Raw genomic sequence first — 20,829 nt, 5'->3', positions numbered from 1 at the left:
GGCCAGGCGTTTCCCGCGCCCGCCATGAGTGTTACGCAATATACTCAATTGTTACTATCCATAATTTTTAAGTGGTTATTCTGTAACGAAAAAACTTGATCTGTATCAACATATGACGCATATTGCGTGCGGTTATTTTTTCGGCTCTGGTATACAGAATGACGTTGTATCAAAAGATGTTGGTTTTTTACGCAATCATGGCTTCCATCTGCGCATTAATTACCTGGTTCCTCTCTAAAGACCGCAAACGTATCCGCCTGCTCAGCGCTTTTCTGGTGGGGTCAACCTGGCCAATGAGCTTTCCCGTTGCGCTGCTGGTCTCGCTTTTCTGAAGCACGCTTCCATTTTTAAAAGATGAATATGGCATTCCAGATACGGTAACTGTATAAATAAACAGTGCATCGTAAAAGGAGTGTTTATGAACAGTTTTTACTCGCAGCAGGCCGGTTGTACCGTGCGCTGGCATGACCTGCCCGGCACCGGCGATCCCGTGGTGTTCATTCACGGGCTGGGCTGCGCCTCTTCCTATGAATATCCCCGTGTCGTTCATGACCCGCTGTTTGGCGCGCGAAGAGCGATTCTCATCGATTTGCCCGGCAGCGGCTACAGCGACAAGCCTGAGCACTACAGCTATAAAACCACCGACCAGGCGCACGTAGTGGCGGAACTGATTGACCATCTAGAGCTGGAGTCCTTTTGGTTATACGGCCACAGCATGGGCGGCAGCATTGCTATCGAAACGGCGGGGCTGCTGGCGTCGCGCGTGAAGGGCCTGATGGTGTCAGAGCCTAATTTTCACGCGGGCGGGGGCATGTTCAGCCGGTCTATTGCGGCGCAAACCGAGCAGCAGTTTCTGACGCAGGGCTATGACGCCATGCTCGGCGCGGAAAAAACGGCGTGGGCCGGGTGCCTGCAGAGCAATGCGCCGTATGCCGTCTGGCGGGGTGCATCGAGCCTGGTGGCGGGCGTTGAACCGGAATGGGAAGCGCAGTTTCTGTCACTTCCTTGCCCGGTAACGTTGATTTTCGGCGAGCAGTCTCTTCCGGATGACGATGTGGAAAGTCTGAAGCAAAAGGGCGTCGAGGTGAAAATCATTCCTGCGGCAGGGCATTCAATGTCGTGGGAAAACCCTTCTGCGATGGCGCAGACGATCGTTGGCTGTATGGCGCGGTGAAAATGGCCCGCATGGCTGCGGGCCGACATCTCAGCGCAATAACGCCTGTAAAGCCCGGCGAGCACCGGGCTGAACATCATGCGGATGCTGGTAATCAATGTTCTCTATCGCGCGGCTATAGAGTGCAACCAGCCAGTCGTAAACGTACGCGGTGGCCGCATGCACGGGCTGTTCCCCCAGGCGGGTCAGGCGAGGCTCCGCGCTGCTGACCACCGGCGTGACGAAGATGGCCTGGCCCTTGCGGATGCGGCTTGCCGGGCGCGTCGCCACGGGCGTCTGGTCGTAACCCAGCCAGCCAATGAAATTGCCCATCACGGCATGCAGCTGTGCAGCGCTGCTTTTATCCGCTTCGACAATGCGCTGAAGCTGTTGAGGCAGATTAAGCCGGTAGCTGGTGACCACCAGCACATCCGCGATTTGCTGTAATACCTCAGGCTCCAGCCCAAGACGGGCGGCCGTTGCCTCGTTGCGGCTCCACTGACGCAGATGATTTATCCAGACTCTGTGCGCCAGACGCGCTTTGTCTTTTGTCTGGAACAGGCCGGTGCTTTCCTGCGTATTCTCGGCAAACAGGTCAATCGTGTCCGTAAACAGTCCGTTCACCTGCTCCTCGCGCGGCTGCTGAACGGTGAGCAGCGTTTCAAAGGCTTTCAGCGGCGGCAGCAGGCCTTCAAGCAGTTCGCCGTGGCGGGCGGCGCTGCTTTGCAGCGTGCGCACCATGCTTTCGGCCTGAGCGCGTCTTGTCCCCGGTTCTTCTACCAGCGGCGCCAGATAGCTTTGCATCAGCGATGAGAGCTCCTGTCGCAGCAAGCCTTTCAGCGTGCCGAGACGCTTCTGTCGCTGCGCGGGCAGCGTGGCCTGAGACAGCCATTCGATGACGCGCTGCATGCTGTGGCTGTCCAGCGCCTGCAGCGTGCCCCAGCGTAAACCCGGCTTTCCGAGCAGATGCTGCACGGCTTCATCGAGATTCTGCCGGGTGGTAAAGCGGGCGTCGTGAGGGGTAATCGCCCATACCAGCCCCGGCAGGGCAGATTCTTCAGCAGGCTGCGTCTCCTTGACCCAGTTCATTAACACTTTTGCTTTTTTGGCCGTCTGCTCGTGCTGCGCCGTCGCATTGCAAATCACCAGCACATCCGGCTGAAGCTGTTGACGGTAATGCTCGAGCAGCCACTGGGACTTCGCCTGGCGTAGCGGGTCGGCACTGTTATCTTCAAAGACCGGAATATCAATAATATCGACGTTATCCAGCGCGCCGTTCTCAACCGGCAGCACCAGCTCGCGGGTCAGCAAGGTCAGCACGTCGACGGGGATGCTGATGGCGTTTAGCATTTCACCGCTATTCAGCGGATGAAGCAGCGTCTCCTGCGCGTCCTGGAGATCTAACGTGCCGTCGTGCGTCAGGAAACCCTCACCCGGCAGGCCAAAGCTGTCCACCAGCAGGCTAAGCGGGGCAGCAAGCTCCCCGGCATGGCTGGTCTGGTGCAGCACATGGGCCAGTTTTAACCACTGCTGGGTCAACTCCTGCTGCTCGCCCCACAGCAGCGACCAGACGCTGGCCCGCGTGCTGAGATCGAGAGAAGGCACCAGCCGGGCGAACTCATGCCACAGGGCATCGTCAATTTGCTGTTTAGCGGCGGGTACGGTGCTTTGCCAGAAGCGGGCTATCGCCCCCACTTCCTGAGCCGTGATGCCGGGCACGCCCTGCGGCTGGCGCAGCCCGCGCCATTTGTCCAGACGTGTCTCAATGACCGCCTTATCCACCGCGCGCATCTGCGGATGCAGCGTCGTGCGGGCAATAAACAGCTGTACCAGCTCGGCCTCGGTGACCAGGCTAAGACGCAGCGGGAACGCCTCATCCGCCACCTCCGTGTTTTCACGGGTAAAGCGGACGGCCATGTTGGTCAGGGCATGTCCCGGATTGATATGCGAAAAATAGTCAAAGGTGCGCTGGCCCGGCGTTACGTTCAGGCGTCCATTACCGCTGCCGCACAGGGACAACAGCAGATGGGCTTTCGCGCTCTGCGAATGGCCGTAAAGCCCAATGCTGCTCTGGCGGGTCATGGCGCGTTCAATGGCCTGTTCCCGCGCCTGCGCCGCGTTGATGCGAGCAAGCAGGGCGTCAGCATCGTTATCCAGCACAGGGGCGTTCAGGCGCGTCTCATTAATCCACCCGATTAAGGCCTGAGTGGTGGTCGTCGTCGCTGTCATTTCAGGTATACGCTCCCGCTGTCGATCCAGTAGTGGCTGCCGCTATGTCGGCGATCGGCCAAGGTATTCAATTTGAAGGTTAATGCGTCAGGGGCAACCGGCGTGCCGTCCTGCAGCCAGGCATCGCTCAGCTCGAAGGCCTCAGGGCCTTCCTGCTTGCTGCCGCCGCAGAGCTTCAGCCGCACGTTCAGCACGCCGTCACCGGCAATGGCTTTCGCCAGTTCAGCCGAGTTGATGCTAAGCGTGTAGAGCGGCGTGGCGGGCCAGCGCGCGTTCGCCAGCTGGCGGAAGCCGAGGGTAACGTTACGTGGGAAGTACAGACGCGCGTCGAGCTTCGCGCCCGGCTTATCGAGGTCGATATCTTGATACCAGACGTTTTCCTCGCGCAGGGTATTAACAGTGTTATCCAGCACGCCGAGATACCGCACGGTGGAATACGCGCCAATGTCCGCGGCTTTAAAGTTGAAGCGCGGCAGACGCAAGTCGAGCGCCAGGCTGCAGAGCATAGCCCCCACGGCGGCCGTTGATTTCGGGTTGCCAATGCGCCCTTGTTGGCTGAACGGATACCACTCGTGCACCTGGTATTTATCCAGCCAGACGATGCGGTTGACCGGCACCGGCTGCAGATGACGAATCAGCGCCTGAACGCCAGGCAGGCAGCCGGGGCGTCCGGTGATCAGCAGAACATCGCAGCTATAATGGGATATCGCCTCGCACACTGCGTGGAGCGGCGAGGCCAGCGTAAATTGCCCGGCCAGCATCGCATCCTGCATTTCGCGGAAATTCACGTGCAGCGGCACCGCGAACAGGTCAAACGCGTCTGAACCCGCAGGCAGGGCATGGTCGATCGCCTGCTGCAGATAGTTCATGACGTTGCGCGTCGGTTTCTGCGCCAGGAGATCGCCAAAGGTGGCATGCAGACCGGCCAGCGGATCGTCAACGTCGCTCGATTCCCACGCGGCAAGAATGGCGTGGCCAATCGGCATAAACAGCTGAAGCGCCGTTTGCTGACGGAGTACCGCCTGGGTATCGATACGCCCGGAGTCGCCGAACAGCGACGCCATCAGCAGCGAGGCGTCCGCGATACCGGATTTCTGCAGCTGCGTTTGCAGCGCGGGCAACACGTAGCGCTGAATCACGTCCAGAAGCGTATCGTCGCCAGCGACTTTGAAGCCTTCACGGAACAGCAGCTGCGGGGTGATTTTGACGTTATTGCCAGAACCGTCATCCAGCTGATAATGGGTGATCGCCATATCCGTTGTGCCGCCGCCGATGTCGATGGACGCGACGCGCAGCGCGCGGCCCGGCTGGCTACCCGGCTCAGGCTCACGGTCCGGGCGGGCCAGGGAGGCGAAGAAGGCTTCGGTCTGGCCGCCAAAGCGGGAGATCGCTTCGTTATACAGCCAGACCAGCTGACCGCAGCTGGCTTCATCCCACTCCATCTGGATTTCAGGAACCGGCACCACGCTTTTATCCTGCTGTTTGCGGGTGACAAAATCCTCATCCTGCGGGTGCCAGCCCATCGCTTTCCAGACGATGGCGATGGCTTCGAACATGCGGCGACGGAAAATCTCGCGCTCCTGCTTTGGCATGGCCGAGGGCAGGGTCAGGATCAGGGTGCGCAGCTGGCGCGGTGACGCGGGGAAGCCCAGACGCAGGCGCGTGGCGACGCTGTTGATCTGCCCCAGCGCCTGCGCCAGCAGCTCGCACAGCATGTGCGTCATCAGCGTACTGCGGCTGTACTGCGGCGAGAAGACCGGCAGCCGCTCGTCCTGCGGCAGCGTGAAGAGCGGCTCGCCGTCATCGTTCATCAGGTTCATCAGCGGAAACGCGGTGGCAAGCGGCTCACGCTGGGTTTTGCTGTTCATCTGGCTAAAGCGCCAGTCCTGCACGACCGGCGTTTCATCCCACAGGTAGCGACGCGGGCTGGAGATGCCGCTGTTGCCTTCTGTTCCCAGACGCTGCATCGCCAGCTTGCGGGCTTCATCGCCCACGCGAACAATCGACGGCCAGACAAAGGCATCTTCGCGACCGCTTTCAACCGAGAAGTGCTGCTTGCCGAAGCGCGCCTCCGAAAACTCGAGACGGCTGGTGAACAGCGGCGCATTCAGGAACTGCGGCTCGCTGAGCGAGCGGACCTGCAGCTCGGCGGTCTGGCGCAGGCCATCGTTGGCGTCGCCGTGGTCTTCAATAATGACGCCGCAGGTGTGGGTATTGCCCACGTCGAGGATCAGGTCGACCGGAATGGCTGGCGTGCTGAGCGTATGGGTAACAAATTTCACCTCCGGCACGGTGAGCTGTTCACCGAGCATGGTCAGCAGGTTAAGCCAGTGGGCCTGATATTCAAACCCGCGCATCGCCTGCTGGAGATCGCGTTCTGAGCGGTTTTCAACGCCGTCGGCATACTGGGTAAATGCCTCGCGCAGCCAGCCGTCAATCCAGGTCTGGTCGAGGAAATTTTCAACTTCGTTGTCTCGCCAGGCCAGCGCGAATCGGGTCCCGTTCAGAATATCGTTTTCAACCGGGGACAGGGCGGACGTGGCGTGTTCGGCTATCTGGCTGTCAAGGGCGAGAGTGACGCGGTGCGTATTGCCCGCCGTGTCGGGTGTATCCAGCCTGCGCACCTGAACGCGGGCCCAGTTATCCGGCCCCTCAACGAAGGTCCGCGGTGGGTTGAAGCGCAGAAACGGAACCGGGAGCCAGACGCCGTCCAGCACCGCCAGGGACTGATGTAGCGGGATGGTGGTTTCCGGCTTAACTACTTCAGGCTGCCCGCCGTTCGTCCCAGGCACGGTATAGCGCCCGTTAACCAGGTCGAAATCGAGCCGCAGCAGCGGGCCGTTCGCGGTTTTACGTACGAAGCGCCCGTTGCTGGCGGTGTCCTGCGGCGTCAGACCAAAATCAAGGAACTGCACGCCGCTGTTGGCAATAAGCGTGACGCTTTGTTTATAGTCGCAAAGATTTACCAGCATAGGATCAGGCACCTGCTTTCTTGAACGTCAGGGGAACGACGGTATTGGCATCATAACGGGCGCGACATTCTGCGATATCGCTGGCGCCTGCTTTACAGGCAACCTCCGGCATCGGGTAGCGGGAGCCGTCGGTGCAGCGGGCAGTACCGCGACTTTTAATCATCAGCTCGCCGTTGCTGTGTAGCCCGGAGAACACTTCCGCGCGGCAGACAACGTTGTCGCCATGGACAACCCGGGCGAAGCCTTTATTGTTCTGGATCTGATAGCGCATTGACGGCGGCTTGCCGGTGACCGGATCTTTCACGTCGAGAACCGCACGCCAGGTGCCGTTCAGGAAACGCGTCGATCCCGCTTTCACCTGATTCGCTTCCATCACCATGGCGTCTTTCGGGATGGCGACAATCACCACCGGGGCAGGCTGTGGTGCAGGAACGGGAGCAGGCTCTTTTTCTTTGCTTGCCAGGACCTCTGCCTGATGCAGCGGTAATTTCATGGCCAGCGGCTCAACCGCTTTGATCGGCTTTGGTGCAATCTCTACGGGCTGAGGTGCGGGCGCCGGGGCGGGCTCAGCGGAAGGGGACTGTTTTGGCCACATCAGCGGCGCGGCAACGGCGGCAACGATCGCGACGGCAACCGGCAGCGTCCACACGGGAACGCGGCGCTTTTTCGCGACGATCGGCACAGGCGGTTCCTGAACGGGTTGCGCAACGGCCGGGGCCGGCTCAGGCTCATACAGATCTTCCGGCGTGATGCGCACTACGGTGGACGGGGCGATCAGCGGTTCGTCGGCGTGTTCAAAGGCCACAACCGGTTCAGGCTCAGGCTCGGGTTCAGGATCTTCAATCACAACGGGGGCGGGCTCAGGGACCAGCGACTCACGCAGGCAGTCGAGGACATCGTCGCGCGCATTTTCGTTCAGGTTTACAAACCCCCAGAAGCTGATGACCGGCTTTCCGTCCACCAGGAAGAGGAAGTTTTCACCCGGGAACTGAAACGCCTTTGACAGCAGAGAGCCAAAAAGCTGCTGCGCGGTTTTGGGCGACTGGAGGCATTTCTTGCTTAATGACTCGACGCTGGCGAGCGTGTTTTCCAGGTAGCGCAGGGCGCGATAACGGTCATCCTCATCGGCCGCTTTCCAGCTGGTTACGCTCCCTTCAACAGGAGAATACCAGTCCACGCGGTCACCGCTGTCGTTGACCTGAGGAATAGCCAGACAGTCGACGATGGCCTGTTGTTTGCGCAACCGGAGCGCTTCCCGGATTTGTAACGCTGATTCAAAAACGGCTTGTCCGCCGCCGCCAACGGCCTGAAAGTCATCCAGGTTACCGCTGCGTAAAAGAGTTTTTGCCACGATTTGATCCCATATACTTCTTCACACCATTACTTTAACGAAACGAGGAAGCAACCAAACGGGGGAAGAGACGCTAAAAGGGCCGATTTCTTGCGGCATAGAAAGTGACGGTTGTGCTTGACGAATAACGGCCCTTAAGGCAAATCACCTTTTCGGGCGCTGGCTGTTAAAACAGCAAAAAACGCGGCTTTAGAATAACCTGATAGTGTTTCGTTATTTGCCAGGTCATATCGCCTGTGCTGTTATTACTGTCTTATATAATAAAACTGTCAGGGTTATAACCATGTCTACAGGGAAAATACTGCTCGCCCTCGCGCTGAGCACTCTTTTACCAGCCGGTGCCGCATGGGCCGCAAACAACGACACCCTTATTTACTGTTCTGAAGCGTCCCCCGAGTCCTTCAACCCGCAAATCGCCAGCTCTGGCCCGTCTTTCGTGGCCAGCTCTCAGGTACTGTACAACCGCCTGATCAATTTCGACCCGGTAAAAAACACCCCGGTACCGTCGCTGGCGGAGTCATGGACGATTTCGCCGGACGGTAAGACGTATACCTTTGCTCTGCGCAAAGGGGTGAAGTTCAACAGCAATAAATACTTCAAACCGACGCGCGACTTTAACGCCGATGACGTTATTTTCTCGGTTATGCGTCAGAAAGACCCTAAACACCCGTACCATAATGTGTCGCAGGGCAACTACGAATACTTTAACGATGTCGGGCTCGATAAGCTGATTCAGGACGTGAAAAAGGTCGATGATTATCACGTTCAGTTCACCCTCAGCGAGCCCAACGCCGCGTTTCTGGCCGACTGGGGGATGGATTTCGCCTCCATTCTCTCCGCCGAATACGCCGACGCGATGCTGAAAAAAGGCACGCCTGAAAACGTAGACACCTGGCCGATTGGTACCGGGCCTTATGTCCTGCAGCAGTACAAAGTGGATTCGTTGATTCGCTATGTTGCTAACCCGAACTACTGGGATGGCGCGGTGCCGACCAAACACCTGATCTTCTCCATTACCCCTAACGTGGAGACCCGTCTGGCGAAGCTGCAGACCAACGAGTGTCAAATCATTCCTGCACCGTCCCCGGTTCAGTTTGACGTGATTAAAAAGAACAAAGATTTGACGCTGCACTCTGTCGATGCGCTGAACGTCGGCTATCTGGCGTTTAACACCGAGAAAAAACCGTTTGATAACGTGCTGGTGCGCCAGGCGCTTAACTACGCGACCGACAAGAAGGCTATCGTCAATGCGGTCTTTATGGGTTCCGGTACGGTGGCAAAATCGCCGATCCCGCCAAATATGCTGGGCTTTAATAAAGACCTGAAAGACTACAGCTACGATCCAGAAAAAGCGAAAGCGCTGCTAAAGCAGGCGGGGCTGGAGAAGGGGGCGGAAGTCACGCTGTGGTCAATGCCGGTTCAGCGTCCGTATAATCCGAACTCGCGTCGTATCGCGGAGATGATCCAGAGCGACTGGGCGAAAGTCGGCGTGAAGGCCAAAATTGTCTCTTACGAGTGGGGCGAATATCTCTCCGGGATGCGTAAAGGCGAACATGACTCCGCGCTGTTTGGCTGGATGTCCGATAACGGCGACCCGGACAACTTTGCCGACGTGCTGCTGGGCTGCAACAGCATTAAAACCGGATCAAACGCCGCGCGCTGGTGCGATAAGGGTTATGATGATCTGGTGCAAAAAGCGAAGCTGACCAGCAGCCCGGCCGAGCGTGCGAAACTCTACGGCCAGGCGCAGGAGATTTTCTACCAGCAGGCGCCCTGGATCGCACTGGCAAACGGGAAAACGTTCTATGCGACCCGCAGCAACGTGACGGGATACAGCGTAAGCCTGATGGGCAGCGATTTCTCTAAGGCGAAGCTGAACTAAGCGTTTTATTGCCCGGTACGGCGTAGCGCCACCGGGCTCATAACAAGGAGTGACAATGTCACATTTAAACGACGTTACCGCCCTGGTGGATGCCGCCATTGAAGAGGGCGTCATTACCCATATGAATGAACTGCTGATCGAATTAAGCGATGATGCAGAGCTGAGCCGGGAAGATCGCTATACCCAGCAGCAGCGCCTGCGTACCGCGATTTCGCATCACGGCAAGCAGCATAAAGAAGAGATAGACGCGCGTGAGGAACAGCTGACCAAAGGCGGCACCATACTGTAACGTTCAAAACTGGCGTCGCGCCACCAGCCAGGCTCCGACCACCAGCATCACCGCGCCGCATACCGGGCCAATCAGGGCGCGGAGCGGAATGCCGTTGCTCCTCAGCACGTCCATCACCAGCCCGCCGATGAGCTGGCTTGCCACCAGCACGGCGATGGTCGTCGCCGCGCCAACGTTCTGATACCCGCTGATGCTGGCAAACACGAAAAACGACCCCAGCAGCCCCGGGATGAGCGTCCACCAGCGTACCGTTGCGGCCAGCTCGCTAAACCCGGCGACGCCCTGTTTCAGCAGCAGAATGCTGACAAACAGCACAATGCCGACCAGCGAATTCAGCAGCATCGCGATAAGAATGGTGGAAGAGGACTGGGTGATACGCACCATTAAGGTATTTTGCACCACCAGGCCAATTCCCGCCGCCACCAGAAACGCCAGGGTCAGGGATTGATTCATGGGATGGCGTCCGGATCGCTGCGCTCGTCCAGCTGCAGCTGCATAAAGGTTAAGTCCAGCCAGCGGCCAAACTTGGTTCCCACCTGCGGCATCTGCCCCGTGGTGACAAAACCAAGCGTTTCATGGAGATGAATCGAGGCATGGTTTTGCGCTTCAATACCGGCCACCATCACGTGTTTACCGATGGCGCGGGCCTCGTTTATCAGCGCGATCATCAGCGTGCGGCCAATGCCTTTGCCCTGATGGTCCGGGTGGACGTAGACAGAATGCTCAACCGTATGACGGAAACCGTCGAAGGCGCGCCAGTCGCCGAAAGAGGCGTAACCGGTGATAACGCCGTCTTCCTCACTCACCAGAACCGGGTAACCCGCGAGCGTGCGCGCCTCAAACCAGGCGATTCGGTTATCGGTATCGACGGTTTTATCGTTCCAGATCGCGGCAGTATGCAGCACCGCGTGGTTGTAGATTTCGCCTATCGCAGCGCAGTCTTCCTTGCAGGCATGACGAACGATCATGATTAACCCTCTGTGTGTTGTTCACTATAGTATTACGCGGTAGCTACGATATTACACAACTGTACTGCCCGATCGCTACGGCATAAGCCATATTTTTTTGTTATCAAAAGCCCATTGAAATGCCGTTCATACACTATAGTATGACGTCATGAACACCATAACAGACACAATGAATCAACGGATTAGCGCAAGAATTCGCCTTGAACGCGAGTCTCGCGGATGGTCCCTGAGCGAGCTTGCTGACCGGGCAGGGGTCTCGCGCGCGATGATCCACAAGATTGAACGTGGAGACAGCAGCCCGACAGCCACCTTGCTCGCCCGTCTGTCCGGCGCGTTTGGCATCAGCATGTCCACGCTGATTGCCCGGGCCGAAATGCAGGAAGGCAAGCTGCTGCGCCTTGCAAACCAGCCCGTCTGGCGCGACCCTCAGACGCACTACCTCCGCCGCCATGTTTCTCCCCGCACCGATCTGCCCATCGACCTTGTTCAGGTTGAACTGCCTGCGGGCAGCGATGTTCCGATGCCTGCATCTTCTTACGCGCTGGCACGTCAGCTTATCTGGCTTCAGTCCGGCGAGCTGGTGTTTCAGGAGGGCGATACGCGCCACGAGATGCACGCCGGAGACTGTCTTGAGCTGGGGCCGCCAAATGACTGCCGGTTCATCAACGAAACGAATGAACCCTGCATCTATCTGGTTGTACGGCTTAACCAGTCTGGCTCGTAATGCTAATGCGATAACGCCATTCGTGAGCCAGGCTGTAATGACATTTGTACCAGAAGGAGATCCCGATGAATCAACCTGTTTCACAAAATCGCCGCTGGGTACTGGCCTCCCGTCCTCAGGGCGCGCCGGTGGCGGAAAATTTTCGTCTGGAAACGCAGCCTGTTCCCGCCCCTGGTGAGGGGCAGCTTTTGCTGCGTACCGTCTGGCTGTCGCTGGACCCGTACATGCGGGGCCGCATGAGCGATGCGCCATCCTATTCCCCTCCGGTTGAGATTGGCGCGGTGATGGTGGGGGGAACGGTCAGTCGCGTTGAGCAGTCGAATCATCCCGAGTTCAACGCCGGGGAGTGGGTGCTGGGCTACAGCGGCTGGCAGGAATATGAACTCTCGGACGGCAGCGGCCTGGTGAAGCTGGGCGAAAATCCGTCTCATCCTTCCTGGGCGCTGGGTATTCTGGGTATGCCGGGCTTCACCGCCTATATGGGATTGCTGGATATCGGGCAACCAAAAGCGGGTGAAACGCTGGTGGTCGCCGCGGCGACAGGCCCGGTGGGCGCGACCGTCGGGCAGATCGGCAAAATTAAAGGTTGCCGGGTGGTCGGCGTCGCCGGTGGGGCTGAAAAATGCCGCCATGCCGTTGAGGTCCTCGGGTTTGACCTGTGTCTGGATCACCACGCGGCGGACTTTGCCGAACAGCTGAAACGCGCCTGCCCGAAAGGAATTGATGTCTATTATGAAAACGTCGGCGGGAAAGTATTTGACGCCGTGCTGCCGTTACTGAATACCTCCGCGCGCGTGCCGGTGTGTGGCCTGGTGAGCGGCTACAATGCGACGGGCCTGCCCGAGGGGCCGGATCGCCTGCCGCTCCTGATGGCAACCATCCTGAAGAAACGCATTCGTATGCAGGGCTTTATCATCGGCCAGGATTACGGTCACCGCATTAAGGAGTTCCAGGAGGCGATGGGACGCTGGGGGCAGGAGGGCAAAATTCACTATCGCGAACAGATAACGGACGGGCTGGAGAACGCGCCCGAGGCGCTGATTGGCCTGCTTGAAGGGCGTAACTTCGGCAAAGTCGTGATTCGCGTCGCGAGCGACAATAAATAAACAGCACTATGGCGGGGTTTCCCGCCATATTTATTTGTGAAGATACGATATATTGTCTTTAATTAATGGACATGGCATTTCGCGCCCGCATCCCGGATGGGCCCGGAACCAATAAAAAAACAAATTTTGCTTTTTTGATGTTTTTACGTACTTCCCACCACCAGGCATAACGATACAGGATATATCGGGCCGGCGTCGTTTTATTAAAACTGGCGTTTAAAAATAGCATTAAGTTTTAGCTACAGGAATTTCACATGCTTGATTTGGATCACTTAGAAAAAGCCCAAAGGGTTAGCCTTACCATGCAGGTTGAACACAGTTTGAAAGGGGCGTTAATAACAGGCTCCCTAAAACCAGGAGCACGACTGATTACAAAAGAGATCGCCGATAAATTAGGCACCAGTATTACCCCTGTTCGCGAGGCGCTTTTGCGCCTGGTGTCATCAGGGGCGTTACACGCCACGCCGGCGCAGGCATTTCTGGTTCCGGAGGTCACGCTGGAGCGCTATAACGAGATTAACGCCATCCGCAAGCAGCTTGAGCCGATGGCGGTCGCCGCAGCCTGTCATAATATGTCTGATAGCAAACTGGAGGCGTTGCGCAAATTGTCGGATGCCTTTCATGAGGCCATGCGCAACGGGAACGTCCAGCAGGCACTGCATGCGAATCGCGTCTTCCGGTTCACGCTTTATCAGTATGCGGAAATGCCTACGCTTAATGCATTAATTGAGCAGCTGTGGGTGCGCATCGGGCCCTGTATGAACTATCTGCATCAGGAGCTTAACGACATCAAAGCCTCGACATATCACTATGAAGAACTCCTTTCCGCCCTTGAGCGAAGAGATGTTGTTGCCTGCCAGAAGGCGATTGATAAGGTGATTGATGAAGCGAATTTGCTTTTACAGCGACAATATTTTAACTAAGCGATTATTTAACAGAGCGACTATATATCACGCCTAATTATTTAGCTGATGAATAACTCCTGATGGCTTATTGCCATCAGGAGCGTTATTTCATTAATAAGATCAACTTTTCTTTTCGCTTACTCGAAGCGATAAGAGACCGACAGCCCGACCCCGTAGTTACGGCCTGGTGCAGGCTCGTAATAACGACCGTTAGACTCGTTGACAATAACCGAGCCCGCGTACTCTTTATCGAACAGGTTATCGACGCGGCCAAAGACGTCCATGCCCCAGTTGCCGTAGTTAAACTTATACCCGGTATTCAGCCCGACCACCGTATACGACGGCGCTTTCGCCGTATTCTCGTCGTCGGCCATGATATCGCTCATGTAGCGCACGTCTGAGCCCGCGTACCAGCCTTCCTCCGGCTGCCAGCCAAACGAGGCGTAACCCATGTTGCGGGCGATACCCGGCATCCGGTTACCGTTGCAGTCTGCGTCGCTGCAGACGTTAGTCCGGTAGGTGGCATCCAGGTAAGTCCACGTCATCTTCAGCTTCCAGTTCTCGGCAAACTGCTGGTCGAGGGAGACTTCCACCCCCTGACGACGGGTTTTACCGGCATTTTTATAGCTGGTACGCCCGCCAGAGCTGGCATCTACCACGATCTCATCATCCGTATCGGTGCGGAACAGCGCTGCGGTCAGGAGGCCATTGCCGATGCGGGTTTTGCTGCCCACTTCATACGTGTTGTTGGTGGACGGCTGCAGGCCGATGTTCAGGCCGCCCTGGTTATCGGCGCGATAGGAAAGTTCGTTGATGGTTGGCGTTTCGAACCCACGCCCTGCGGCAGCGTAGAGGTTCCATGCGTCCGTCACCGCATACTTAACGGAACCGGCCGGGAGCCACTTGTGATAGCTCGCGTCACCGCTGTCGTCACCGTTGCCCGGCGTAACGTAATGGTCGTTGGAATCAAACCACACAGAGCTGTAGCGCACTCCCGCATCCACCGACAGTTTCTGCGTCAGCTGCCAGCTGGTTTGCAGGTAAGGGTCAACGTTCCACATCAGGTTACGTTCGTTGCGACGCTTGTCACCCTTCACGCCGTAATCCGGCACGCCGTTGTTCATCACGAAGTTCTCGTATCCGCGACGATCTTCGCTCATGTTTTCGTAGTTCAGGCCGGTAGTAAAGGTCACCGGCACCAGCAGCTCGCCACGGTGCGTCCAGCGGGTATCGATACCCTGATAATGACGCTGCATATCAATCACCCCGCCGGAGTGGGAGGGTTTTAGCTGCGGCTGATACGGAATTGACTGATACTGCGTCATTTCACGCTCGCCGGCGTACATCATCACGCTGAGGTCGTCCTGGGTGCTGAGCTGACGATCGTAGCGCAGGCCTGCCTGGGTCTGCTTGATGGTCTTACGGGTATTGTACTGATCGCCGCGCGGAGACTGACGCGGATTGTTCTGCCACTCCTGATAGCTCAGCCCGCCCGGATCGTTGGCCTTCATGTCCACGCTGTTGAAAATCAGCGTCAGCTTGCTCGCGTCGTCAATGCGCACGCCCAGCTTAGCATTGGCCAGATTCTTCCGCGCGCCGCTGTGGTCGCGGTAGCCTTTGGTGGTGAAACGGGTGGTGGAAACGGTGTAATCCACGTCGCCCGCGTGGGTGCCGTCACCCATCGCGCCGGTGGCTTTCATGCCGTAGCGCCAGGTACCGTAGCTGCCGTAATAGCTGCTGGCTTCAATGGTCGGCGGCTGCTGCCCGGTCTGGGTGTTGATGTTAATCACGCCGCCGGAGGCGTTGCCGTACAGGGCAGAGAAGGGGCCGCGCAGCACTTCAACGCTCTCCACGCTGGAGAGATCGATGTTGGAGGTCTGGCCCTGTCCGTCCGGCATGGTGGCAGGGATACCGTCGACATACATACGGATACCGCGCACGCCAAACGTTGAGCGGGCACCAAACCCGCGCATTGAAAGCTGGAGATCCTGGGCATAGTTCTGGCGGTTCTGGATTTGCAGTCCCGGGACGCTGCCAAGAGATTCAGACAGGTTGATGCGCGGCGCAGCGTGGCGCATGTCATCGCCATTGACGACGCTGACCGCGGCCGGGGTATCCAGCTCCGATACGGTTTGCGGCGTGGCGCTGACGATCATGGTCTGTTCCTCCGCGCTCAACGCGGTGAGCGGCGCAAGAATAACGGGAACCAGCAGCAGCGGGAGAGAGGCCTTACGGGCAGAAATGATTTTCATGAATGAAACCGGTTGTGGTGTATAAACGAACCAAATGGAACATGTCCATACATGTTAAAGGTTTTGTAAATGTTTTGAAAACTATAACCGCACATTGCGTTAATGAAAGGCGAAGCGTGAAAGAAAAACTCCACATTCAGTTCATTAATGATTACTATTCTCATTATCAAAAGGCAATGCCATGACGTTGTCTGCCGGAAGTGATGTCAGCGGAACCCCCTCTTTTCAGAAAAGGAATTGTTATGTCTTTACGTCATCTGTGCTCGCCGCGTCTGAGCCTGTCACTGCTGTCTGCCACTTTACTGCTTGCCGGGACGTTCCAGGTACATGCCGCCGAAGAGGTGCTGCGTAAAGCGGTGGGCAAAGGGGCGTATGAAATGGCGGTCAGCCAGCAGGAGAATGCGCTGTGGGTGGCGACCTCGCAAAGCCGCAAAACCGATAAGGGCGGGGTTGTCTATCGCCTTGATCCGGTCACCCTGGACGTGACGCAGGCGATCCATAGCGATCTCAAGCCCTTTGGTGCCACCTTTGACAATGCGACCCAAACGTTGTGGTTCGGTAATACCATCAACGGTGCGGTGACGGCCATTGATGCGAAAACGGGCGACGTGAAAGGGCGTCTGGTGCTGGACGGGCGTCAACGCAGCGAAACCGTCAAACCGCTGCAGCCGCGCCAGCTGGTGGCGGATGACGCGAGCAACACGATTTACATCACCGGTGTCGGCAAAGAGAGCGTGATTTGGGTGGTGGATGGCGCCACGCTGAAGCTGAAAGAGACCATTGCCAATACCGGTACGTACAGCACCGGCCTGGCGCTGGATGCGCAGGCGAAACGTCTGTACACCACGAATGCGGACGGTGAGCTGGTGACGATTGATACGGCCACCAACAAAATCCTGAGCCGCAAAAAGGTGCAGGATGACGGTAAAGAGCATTTCTACCTGAACCTCAGCCTCGATACCGCCGGCCAGCGCGCTTTCCTGACCGATTCAAAACAGCCGGAAGTGCTGGTGGTGAGCCTGAAAGACGGCAGCGTGATCGAGAAAATCGCCGCGCCGGAATCACTGGCGGTCCTGTTTAACCCTGCCCGCAATGAAGCCTATGTGACGCACCGTGAAGCCGGTAAGGTGAGCGTAATTGACGCGAAAACGTATAAAGTCACAAAAACCTTCGACACGCCGGTCTACCCGAACAGCCTGGCGCTCTCTGCGGATGGCAAAACCTTGTACGTAACGGTGAAACAAAAATCCACCCGCCAGCAGGAAGCCACCCAGCCTGACGACGTGATTCGTATCGCGCTGTAAATAAAAAAAGGGAAGGCATTTGCCTTCCCTTTTTAATGCTTACCGGATGCTTAACGCGAGGTTTCTTCCACCAGCGGTGCGTCGTGTTTTTCATCGTCGTGATGAACCGGCGCGGTGCTGTGGATCTCGTGAACGCGCTTACGCACGCCGAACCAGCCGGCAATCAGCAGTACCGCCAGCAGCGGAATGGTCGCGATGGTGTAGGTACCGTTCGGGTAGTCAAACGCCATCAGCACCAGCACGCTGAACAGGAACAGCAGGGTGAGCCAGGAGGTCACCGGTGCGCCCGGCATCTTGAAGCTCACATCAGCCGCTTTGCCTTCTTTGATCGCTTTGCGCAGACGCATCTGGCAGACCACAATAAAGGCCCAGGAGGCGATAATCCCCAGTGCAGCGACGTTCAGAACGATCTCAAATACGCGGGACGGCACCAGATAGTTCAGGAACACGCCAAAAACGTAAACCACCAGCGTTGCCAGAATCCCCGCATAGGGAACCTGCTGCTTGCTCATCTTCGACATGAACTTCGGCGCAGAACCGCCCATCGACATGGAGCGCAGGATACGACCGGTAGAGTAAAGACCGGAGTTCAGGCTGGAGAGCGCCGCCGTCAGGACCACGATGTTCATGATGCTGCCAACGTAAGGCACGCCCAGCTTAGAGAAGAAGGTCACAAACGGACTCTGACCTGCCTGATAGGCAGTCCACGGGAGCAGCAGAACCAGCAGCACTACGGAACCGACGTAGAACAGACCGATACGCCAGATCACGCTGTTAATGGCTTTTGGCACCATGGTCTGCGGATCTTTACATTCACCTGCTGCGGTGCCCACCAGTTCGATAGAGGCGAAGGCGAACACGACGCCCTGAACCAGGACCAGCGCAGGCAGCAGACCGTGCGGGAAGAATCCGCCGTTATCGGTTATCAGATGGAAGCCGGTGGCATTGCCGTCCAGCGGCTTGCCGCTGCCGAGGAAGACGGTACCTACGACCAGGAAAATCACGATGGCCAGCACTTTTACCAGCGCAAACCAGAACTCCATCTCCGCGAACCACTTCACGCCGATCATGTTCATGGTGCCCACAATCGCCAGCGCGCCAAGCGCAAAGACCCACTGCGGAACATCACCAAACGCGCCCCAGTAGTGCATATACAGCGCAACGGCGGTGATATCAACAATACCGGTCATCGCCCAGTTGACGAAGTACATCCAGCCCGCAACGTAGGCCGCTTTTTCACCGAGGAATTCTCGGGCGTAAGAGACGAAGCTTCCGCTGGAAGGGCGATGCAGTACCAGTTCGCCCAGCGCGCGTAGAATGAAGAAAGAGAAGATCCCGCACACCAGATAGACCAGGGCGAGAGCCGGGCCAGCCATTTGCAGACGCGCACCCGCACCTAAAAACAGCCCCGTTCCGATAGCGCCGCCGATGGCGATCATTTGAACCTGACGGTTGCCCATCGCTTTGTGGTAGCCCTCTTCGTGGGAGTTCAACCAGCGACGTTTAGCAGCATGATGATCGGCTGCGCTTTTATTGCTTGTTTTCATTGAGTTACCTGTTTGCCTGTCTGAACCATTATCGTGATAGTCCTGCCTGGCAGAGCGCAATACAAACGATTGCTTCTGCGCAAACACATGTCGCCTTCCCAGTCATTCTGCGTATGGATAAGGCGAAACATGGCGAGGCATCCTACCTGCAATTCATAAGCGACGCAAAATATAACCGTGCCGAAAGTGATGCACGTCGAAGGAAATCGTGTGGTCAGAGCAGACGGCGATCACAACACGCTGAATCGTGATGACTTTTTAGACAAAACGGTCGGTGGCTTGATTATTTAATCATCAGAATCTCTTAATTATTACCAGGTGGTAAAGATTTTAACGGTTGCAGAGCATAAAAATGGCCCCAGGCTTCAAAACCCCAGCGGCTAACCGCCAAAAACGGCAATCGCCTGCTGCAGGCGCGTGGTGCGCTGCGTCAGGTGATTCGCCGCGTGAGTGACGTTATCCACCATCCCCGTATTGTTCTGAGTCATTGCGCCGATACGGGAGAGGGAGGCGTTGATGAGCGTCAGCGCCTGGGTTTGCTCCTGCGTGGCGTGGCCGATCTCCTTAATCAGGGAGGAGACCTGCAGCACGTTGTTAATCATGACCGTCAACTGCGTTTCGGTCTGTTCCACTTTATCCACGCCAGCGTTGACGCTGCCGACATTTTTCTCAATCAGCACTTTGATCTCTTTCGCCGCCGTCGCGGAGTGCTGCGCAAGGTTGCGCACCTCGGCCGCCACCACGGCAAAACCGCGCCCGGCTTCACCTGCGCGCGCCGCTTCCACGGCAGCATTCAGCGCAAGAATGTTGGTCTGGAAGGCAATACGATCGATGACGCTGATAATATCGACGATCTGGCTGTTATCCTGCGACACGGATTGCATCATACCGATGGTCTCTTTCATCATCGCTTCACCGCGATGGGCGCTGTCGCGGGTGCGATCCGCCATCTCCGTGGCTTCTTTCGCGGTTTCTGCCGTCTCCTTCACCGCGCTGGCGATCTCTTCCACCGCTGACGCGGTCTGCTGCAGGAAGTCTGCGGTCTCTTCTGAACGCGTCTGCAGCGCCGCACCTTCTTTCGCGACCTGCTGGCTGATGGTGCCAATCCCGCTGATTTGCGCCCCGACATCGTCAACCAGCGAATTCAGGTTCAAACCTGATTGATTCACCAGGCGCATCATCAGCCCGATGTCATCGATCCTGTCAAAATGGTAATAGTCCGTTTTACGTCCTGAAACCACGCGCTGCATCTGTTGCACAATAGATTTTACCGGACGGGCGATCTGCGCATGAAGATAATAGGTCAGGGCAATAAACAGCAGCGCCAGACTTCCCGACTGCACAAGTTTATCAGGGAATAAATACACCGCCAGGCAGGAGAGTAACGCCGTCGTCGCAATACTCAGATGGATACGTTTACTGGTGCTGAGACATTTAAAGAGCGACATAAACGAAAATAAACCGCGCCGAACCAGTAACCCTTTATAAAAGCGGTAATGTTTTAATTCGTTATTACGCACTTTTGCATACAGTTTTTCACTGGCCGCAATCTCTTCCCGGGCGGGTATATTTCGCACGGAAATATACCCCGTCAGGGATCCACCCTGCCAGACAGGCGTCACGTTAGCCCGCACCCAGTAGTGGTCGCCATTATGACGACGGTTCTTCACCAGCCCCGTCCAGGTCTCACCTTGCTGCAGGGTATACCACATGTCGCCAAACGCTTCGGCAGGCATGTCGGGATGGCGGATGAGGTTATGCGGCTCACCCAGAAGATGTTCTTCTTTATATCCGCTGGCCTCAATAAAAGCGGAATTAGCATAGGTAATATGGCTTTTGGTATCGGTGGTCGACATTAACGTCGAACCATCGTTAAGTAAATACTCGTTTTGTGTAACGGGGGTGTTACGCCTCATGAGTAACTCCATGATGTTGTGCAAGAATAAAAAATGCCCGGAAAATGCTCCGGCAAGATGAGTTTGATTATTTTTATGTAACGGACTGCTGCATATTCTCTCTGAAATTATGGCTGCCTGAAATACCCATTCTCCATTATTTTTAATCTGTTAATGTTCTCGAATGTAATAAAAATGAAAATATTTTCAGGGGCGTTTTTTTGAGTCGCTGCAAATAAACGACATAACCAA

The 20,829-nt window shown here is 56.7% G+C and carries 16 protein-coding genes; 8 read left to right on the top strand and 8 right to left on the bottom strand.

All coding sequences use genetic code 11. The features are described 5' to 3' along the window. The first annotated feature begins 158 nt into the window (after nt 1–158). Both LA04_RS07525 and LA04_RS07520 read left to right on the top strand, forming a co-directional pair. Nucleotides 159–332, top strand: coding sequence for a GhoT/OrtT family toxin (locus LA04_RS07525; RefSeq protein WP_013096478.1), 174 nt, complete (start codon nt 159–161; stop codon nt 330–332). A gap of 86 nt (nt 333–418) precedes the next feature. Next, nucleotides 419–1,174: an alpha/beta fold hydrolase gene (locus LA04_RS07520; RefSeq protein ID WP_047651061.1), complete on the top strand. Its 756-nt coding sequence runs from the start codon at nt 419–421 to the stop codon at nt 1,172–1,174. A gap of 30 nt (nt 1,175–1,204) precedes the next feature. Here the strand turns inward: LA04_RS07520 and LA04_RS07515 are convergent, their stop codons facing one another. From LA04_RS07515 to LA04_RS07505, 3 genes are read right to left on the bottom strand one after another with little or no spacing between them, the layout of a single operon-like run. Then, on the bottom strand, nt 1,205–3,382 hold the full coding sequence (locus tag LA04_RS07515) for a virulence factor SrfC family protein (RefSeq protein ID WP_047651060.1): 2,178 nt from the start codon (nt 3,380–3,382) through the stop codon (nt 1,205–1,207). After that, nucleotides 3,379–6,354: a virulence factor SrfB gene (locus LA04_RS07510; RefSeq protein WP_047651059.1), complete on the bottom strand. Its 2,976-nt coding sequence runs from the start codon at nt 6,352–6,354 to the stop codon at nt 3,379–3,381. Before LA04_RS07510 ends, LA04_RS07515 begins: the two co-directional genes overlap by 4 nt. A 4-nt stretch (nt 6,355–6,358) precedes the next feature. Further along, complete coding sequence (locus LA04_RS07505; RefSeq protein ID WP_047651058.1) at nt 6,359–7,705, bottom strand: SrfA family protein; 1,347 nt, start codon at nt 7,703–7,705, stop codon at nt 6,359–6,361. Between the two features lie 283 nt (nt 7,706–7,988). Here LA04_RS07505 and LA04_RS07500 point away from each other — a divergent pair, with 283 nt between their 5' ends. Together LA04_RS07500 and LA04_RS07495 are read left to right on the top strand one after the other, a co-directional pair. After that, nucleotides 7,989–9,587 carry an ABC transporter substrate-binding protein gene (locus LA04_RS07500; protein ID WP_047651057.1) on the top strand — a complete coding sequence of 533 codons (1,599 nt, stop codon included), beginning with the start codon at nt 7,989–7,991 and terminating at the stop codon, nt 9,585–9,587. Between the two features lie 55 nt (nt 9,588–9,642). Next, a complete protein-coding gene (locus LA04_RS07495) occupies nt 9,643–9,876 on the top strand; it encodes a YdcY family protein (RefSeq protein ID WP_047651056.1) in 234 nt (77 codons plus the stop codon). Nucleotides 9,877–9,879: 3 nt separating this feature from the next. Here LA04_RS07495 and LA04_RS07490 read toward each other — a convergent pair whose 3' ends face one another. Both LA04_RS07490 and LA04_RS07485 read right to left on the bottom strand, forming a co-directional pair. Beyond that, nucleotides 9,880–10,329: a DMT family transporter gene (locus LA04_RS07490; RefSeq protein ID WP_032656841.1), complete on the bottom strand. Its 450-nt coding sequence runs from the start codon at nt 10,327–10,329 to the stop codon at nt 9,880–9,882. Then, the gene (locus LA04_RS07485; RefSeq protein ID WP_033145680.1) at nt 10,326–10,844 is read right to left on the bottom strand and encodes a GNAT family N-acetyltransferase; all 519 of its coding nucleotides are present in this window, start codon (nt 10,842–10,844) and stop codon (nt 10,326–10,328) included. Before LA04_RS07485 ends, LA04_RS07490 begins: the two co-directional genes overlap by 4 nt. Nucleotides 10,845–10,992: 148 nt before the next feature. On the opposite strand from LA04_RS07485, the gene LA04_RS07480 reads away from it, so the two are divergent. The 3 genes from LA04_RS07480 (at nt 10,993) to LA04_RS07470 (ending at nt 13,597) form a co-directional block, all read left to right on the top strand. After that, entirely contained in the window at nt 10,993–11,568 is a 576-nt protein-coding gene (locus LA04_RS07480) for a helix-turn-helix domain-containing protein (protein WP_032643265.1), read from the top strand. 65 nt (nt 11,569–11,633) lie between these two features. Continuing rightward, nucleotides 11,634–12,674 (top strand): NADP-dependent oxidoreductase, encoded by a 1,041-nt coding sequence (locus LA04_RS07475; protein ID WP_047651055.1) that lies wholly within the window; start codon nt 11,634–11,636, stop codon nt 12,672–12,674. A gap of 254 nt (nt 12,675–12,928) precedes the next feature. Further along, nucleotides 12,929–13,597, top strand: a complete 669-nt coding sequence (locus tag LA04_RS07470) for a GntR family transcriptional regulator (protein ID WP_047651054.1) — start codon at nt 12,929–12,931, stop codon at nt 13,595–13,597. Nucleotides 13,598–13,716: 119 nt separating this feature from the next. Here the strand turns inward: LA04_RS07470 and pqqU are convergent, their stop codons facing one another. Next, entirely contained in the window at nt 13,717–15,831 is a 2,115-nt protein-coding gene (pqqU, locus tag LA04_RS07465; RefSeq protein WP_047651053.1) for a TonB-dependent receptor PqqU, read from the bottom strand. Between the two features lie 242 nt (nt 15,832–16,073). On the opposite strand from pqqU, the gene yncE reads away from it, so the two are divergent. After that, nucleotides 16,074–17,135, top strand: coding sequence for a 7-bladed beta-propeller protein YncE (yncE, locus tag LA04_RS07460; RefSeq protein WP_047651052.1), 1,062 nt, complete (start codon nt 16,074–16,076; stop codon nt 17,133–17,135). A gap of 50 nt (nt 17,136–17,185) precedes the next feature. Here the strand turns inward: yncE and ansP are convergent, their stop codons facing one another. Next, a complete protein-coding gene (gene ansP / locus LA04_RS07455) occupies nt 17,186–18,682 on the bottom strand; it encodes an L-asparagine permease (protein WP_047651051.1) in 1,497 nt (498 codons plus the stop codon). Nucleotides 18,683–19,062: 380 nt separating this feature from the next. Beyond that, nucleotides 19,063–20,598, bottom strand: a complete 1,536-nt coding sequence (locus LA04_RS07450; RefSeq protein WP_047651050.1) for a methyl-accepting chemotaxis protein — start codon at nt 20,596–20,598, stop codon at nt 19,063–19,065. Nucleotides 20,599–20,829: the final 231 nt, after the last annotated feature.

It is taken from the genome of Enterobacter sp. UCD-UG_FMILLET (genome assembly GCF_000762975.1).
In the GTDB taxonomy this organism is placed as follows: Bacteria; Pseudomonadota; Gammaproteobacteria; order Enterobacterales; family Enterobacteriaceae; genus Enterobacter; species Enterobacter dykesii.
This window is presented reverse-complemented; position numbering and strand designations above follow the sequence as displayed.

Coding starts and splice junctions, on each gene's coding strand:
- LA04_RS07475 (WP_047651055.1), top strand. CDS start 11,634: ATGAATCAACCTGTTTCACAAAATCGCCGCTGGGTACTGGCCTCCCGT.
- LA04_RS07450 (WP_047651050.1), bottom strand. CDS start 20,598: ATGAGGCGTAACACCCCCGTTACACAAAACGAGTATTTACTTAACGAT.
- LA04_RS07510 (WP_047651059.1), bottom strand. CDS start 6,354: ATGCTGGTAAATCTTTGCGACTATAAACAAAGCGTCACGCTTATTGCC.
- LA04_RS07525 (WP_013096478.1), top strand. CDS start 159: ATGACGTTGTATCAAAAGATGTTGGTTTTTTACGCAATCATGGCTTCC.
- pqqU (WP_047651053.1), bottom strand. CDS start 15,831: ATGAAAATCATTTCTGCCCGTAAGGCCTCTCTCCCGCTGCTGCTGGTT.
- ansP (WP_047651051.1), bottom strand. CDS start 18,682: ATGAAAACAAGCAATAAAAGCGCAGCCGATCATCATGCTGCTAAACGT.
- LA04_RS07480 (WP_032643265.1), top strand. CDS start 10,993: ATGAACACCATAACAGACACAATGAATCAACGGATTAGCGCAAGAATT.
- LA04_RS07495 (WP_047651056.1), top strand. CDS start 9,643: ATGTCACATTTAAACGACGTTACCGCCCTGGTGGATGCCGCCATTGAA.
- LA04_RS07500 (WP_047651057.1), top strand. CDS start 7,989: ATGTCTACAGGGAAAATACTGCTCGCCCTCGCGCTGAGCACTCTTTTA.
- LA04_RS07515 (WP_047651060.1), bottom strand. CDS start 3,382: ATGACAGCGACGACGACCACCACTCAGGCCTTAATCGGGTGGATTAAT.
- LA04_RS07470 (WP_047651054.1), top strand. CDS start 12,929: ATGCTTGATTTGGATCACTTAGAAAAAGCCCAAAGGGTTAGCCTTACC.
- LA04_RS07520 (WP_047651061.1), top strand. CDS start 419: ATGAACAGTTTTTACTCGCAGCAGGCCGGTTGTACCGTGCGCTGGCAT.
- LA04_RS07490 (WP_032656841.1), bottom strand. CDS start 10,329: ATGAATCAATCCCTGACCCTGGCGTTTCTGGTGGCGGCGGGAATTGGC.
- LA04_RS07485 (WP_033145680.1), bottom strand. CDS start 10,844: ATGATCGTTCGTCATGCCTGCAAGGAAGACTGCGCTGCGATAGGCGAA.
- yncE (WP_047651052.1), top strand. CDS start 16,074: ATGTCTTTACGTCATCTGTGCTCGCCGCGTCTGAGCCTGTCACTGCTG.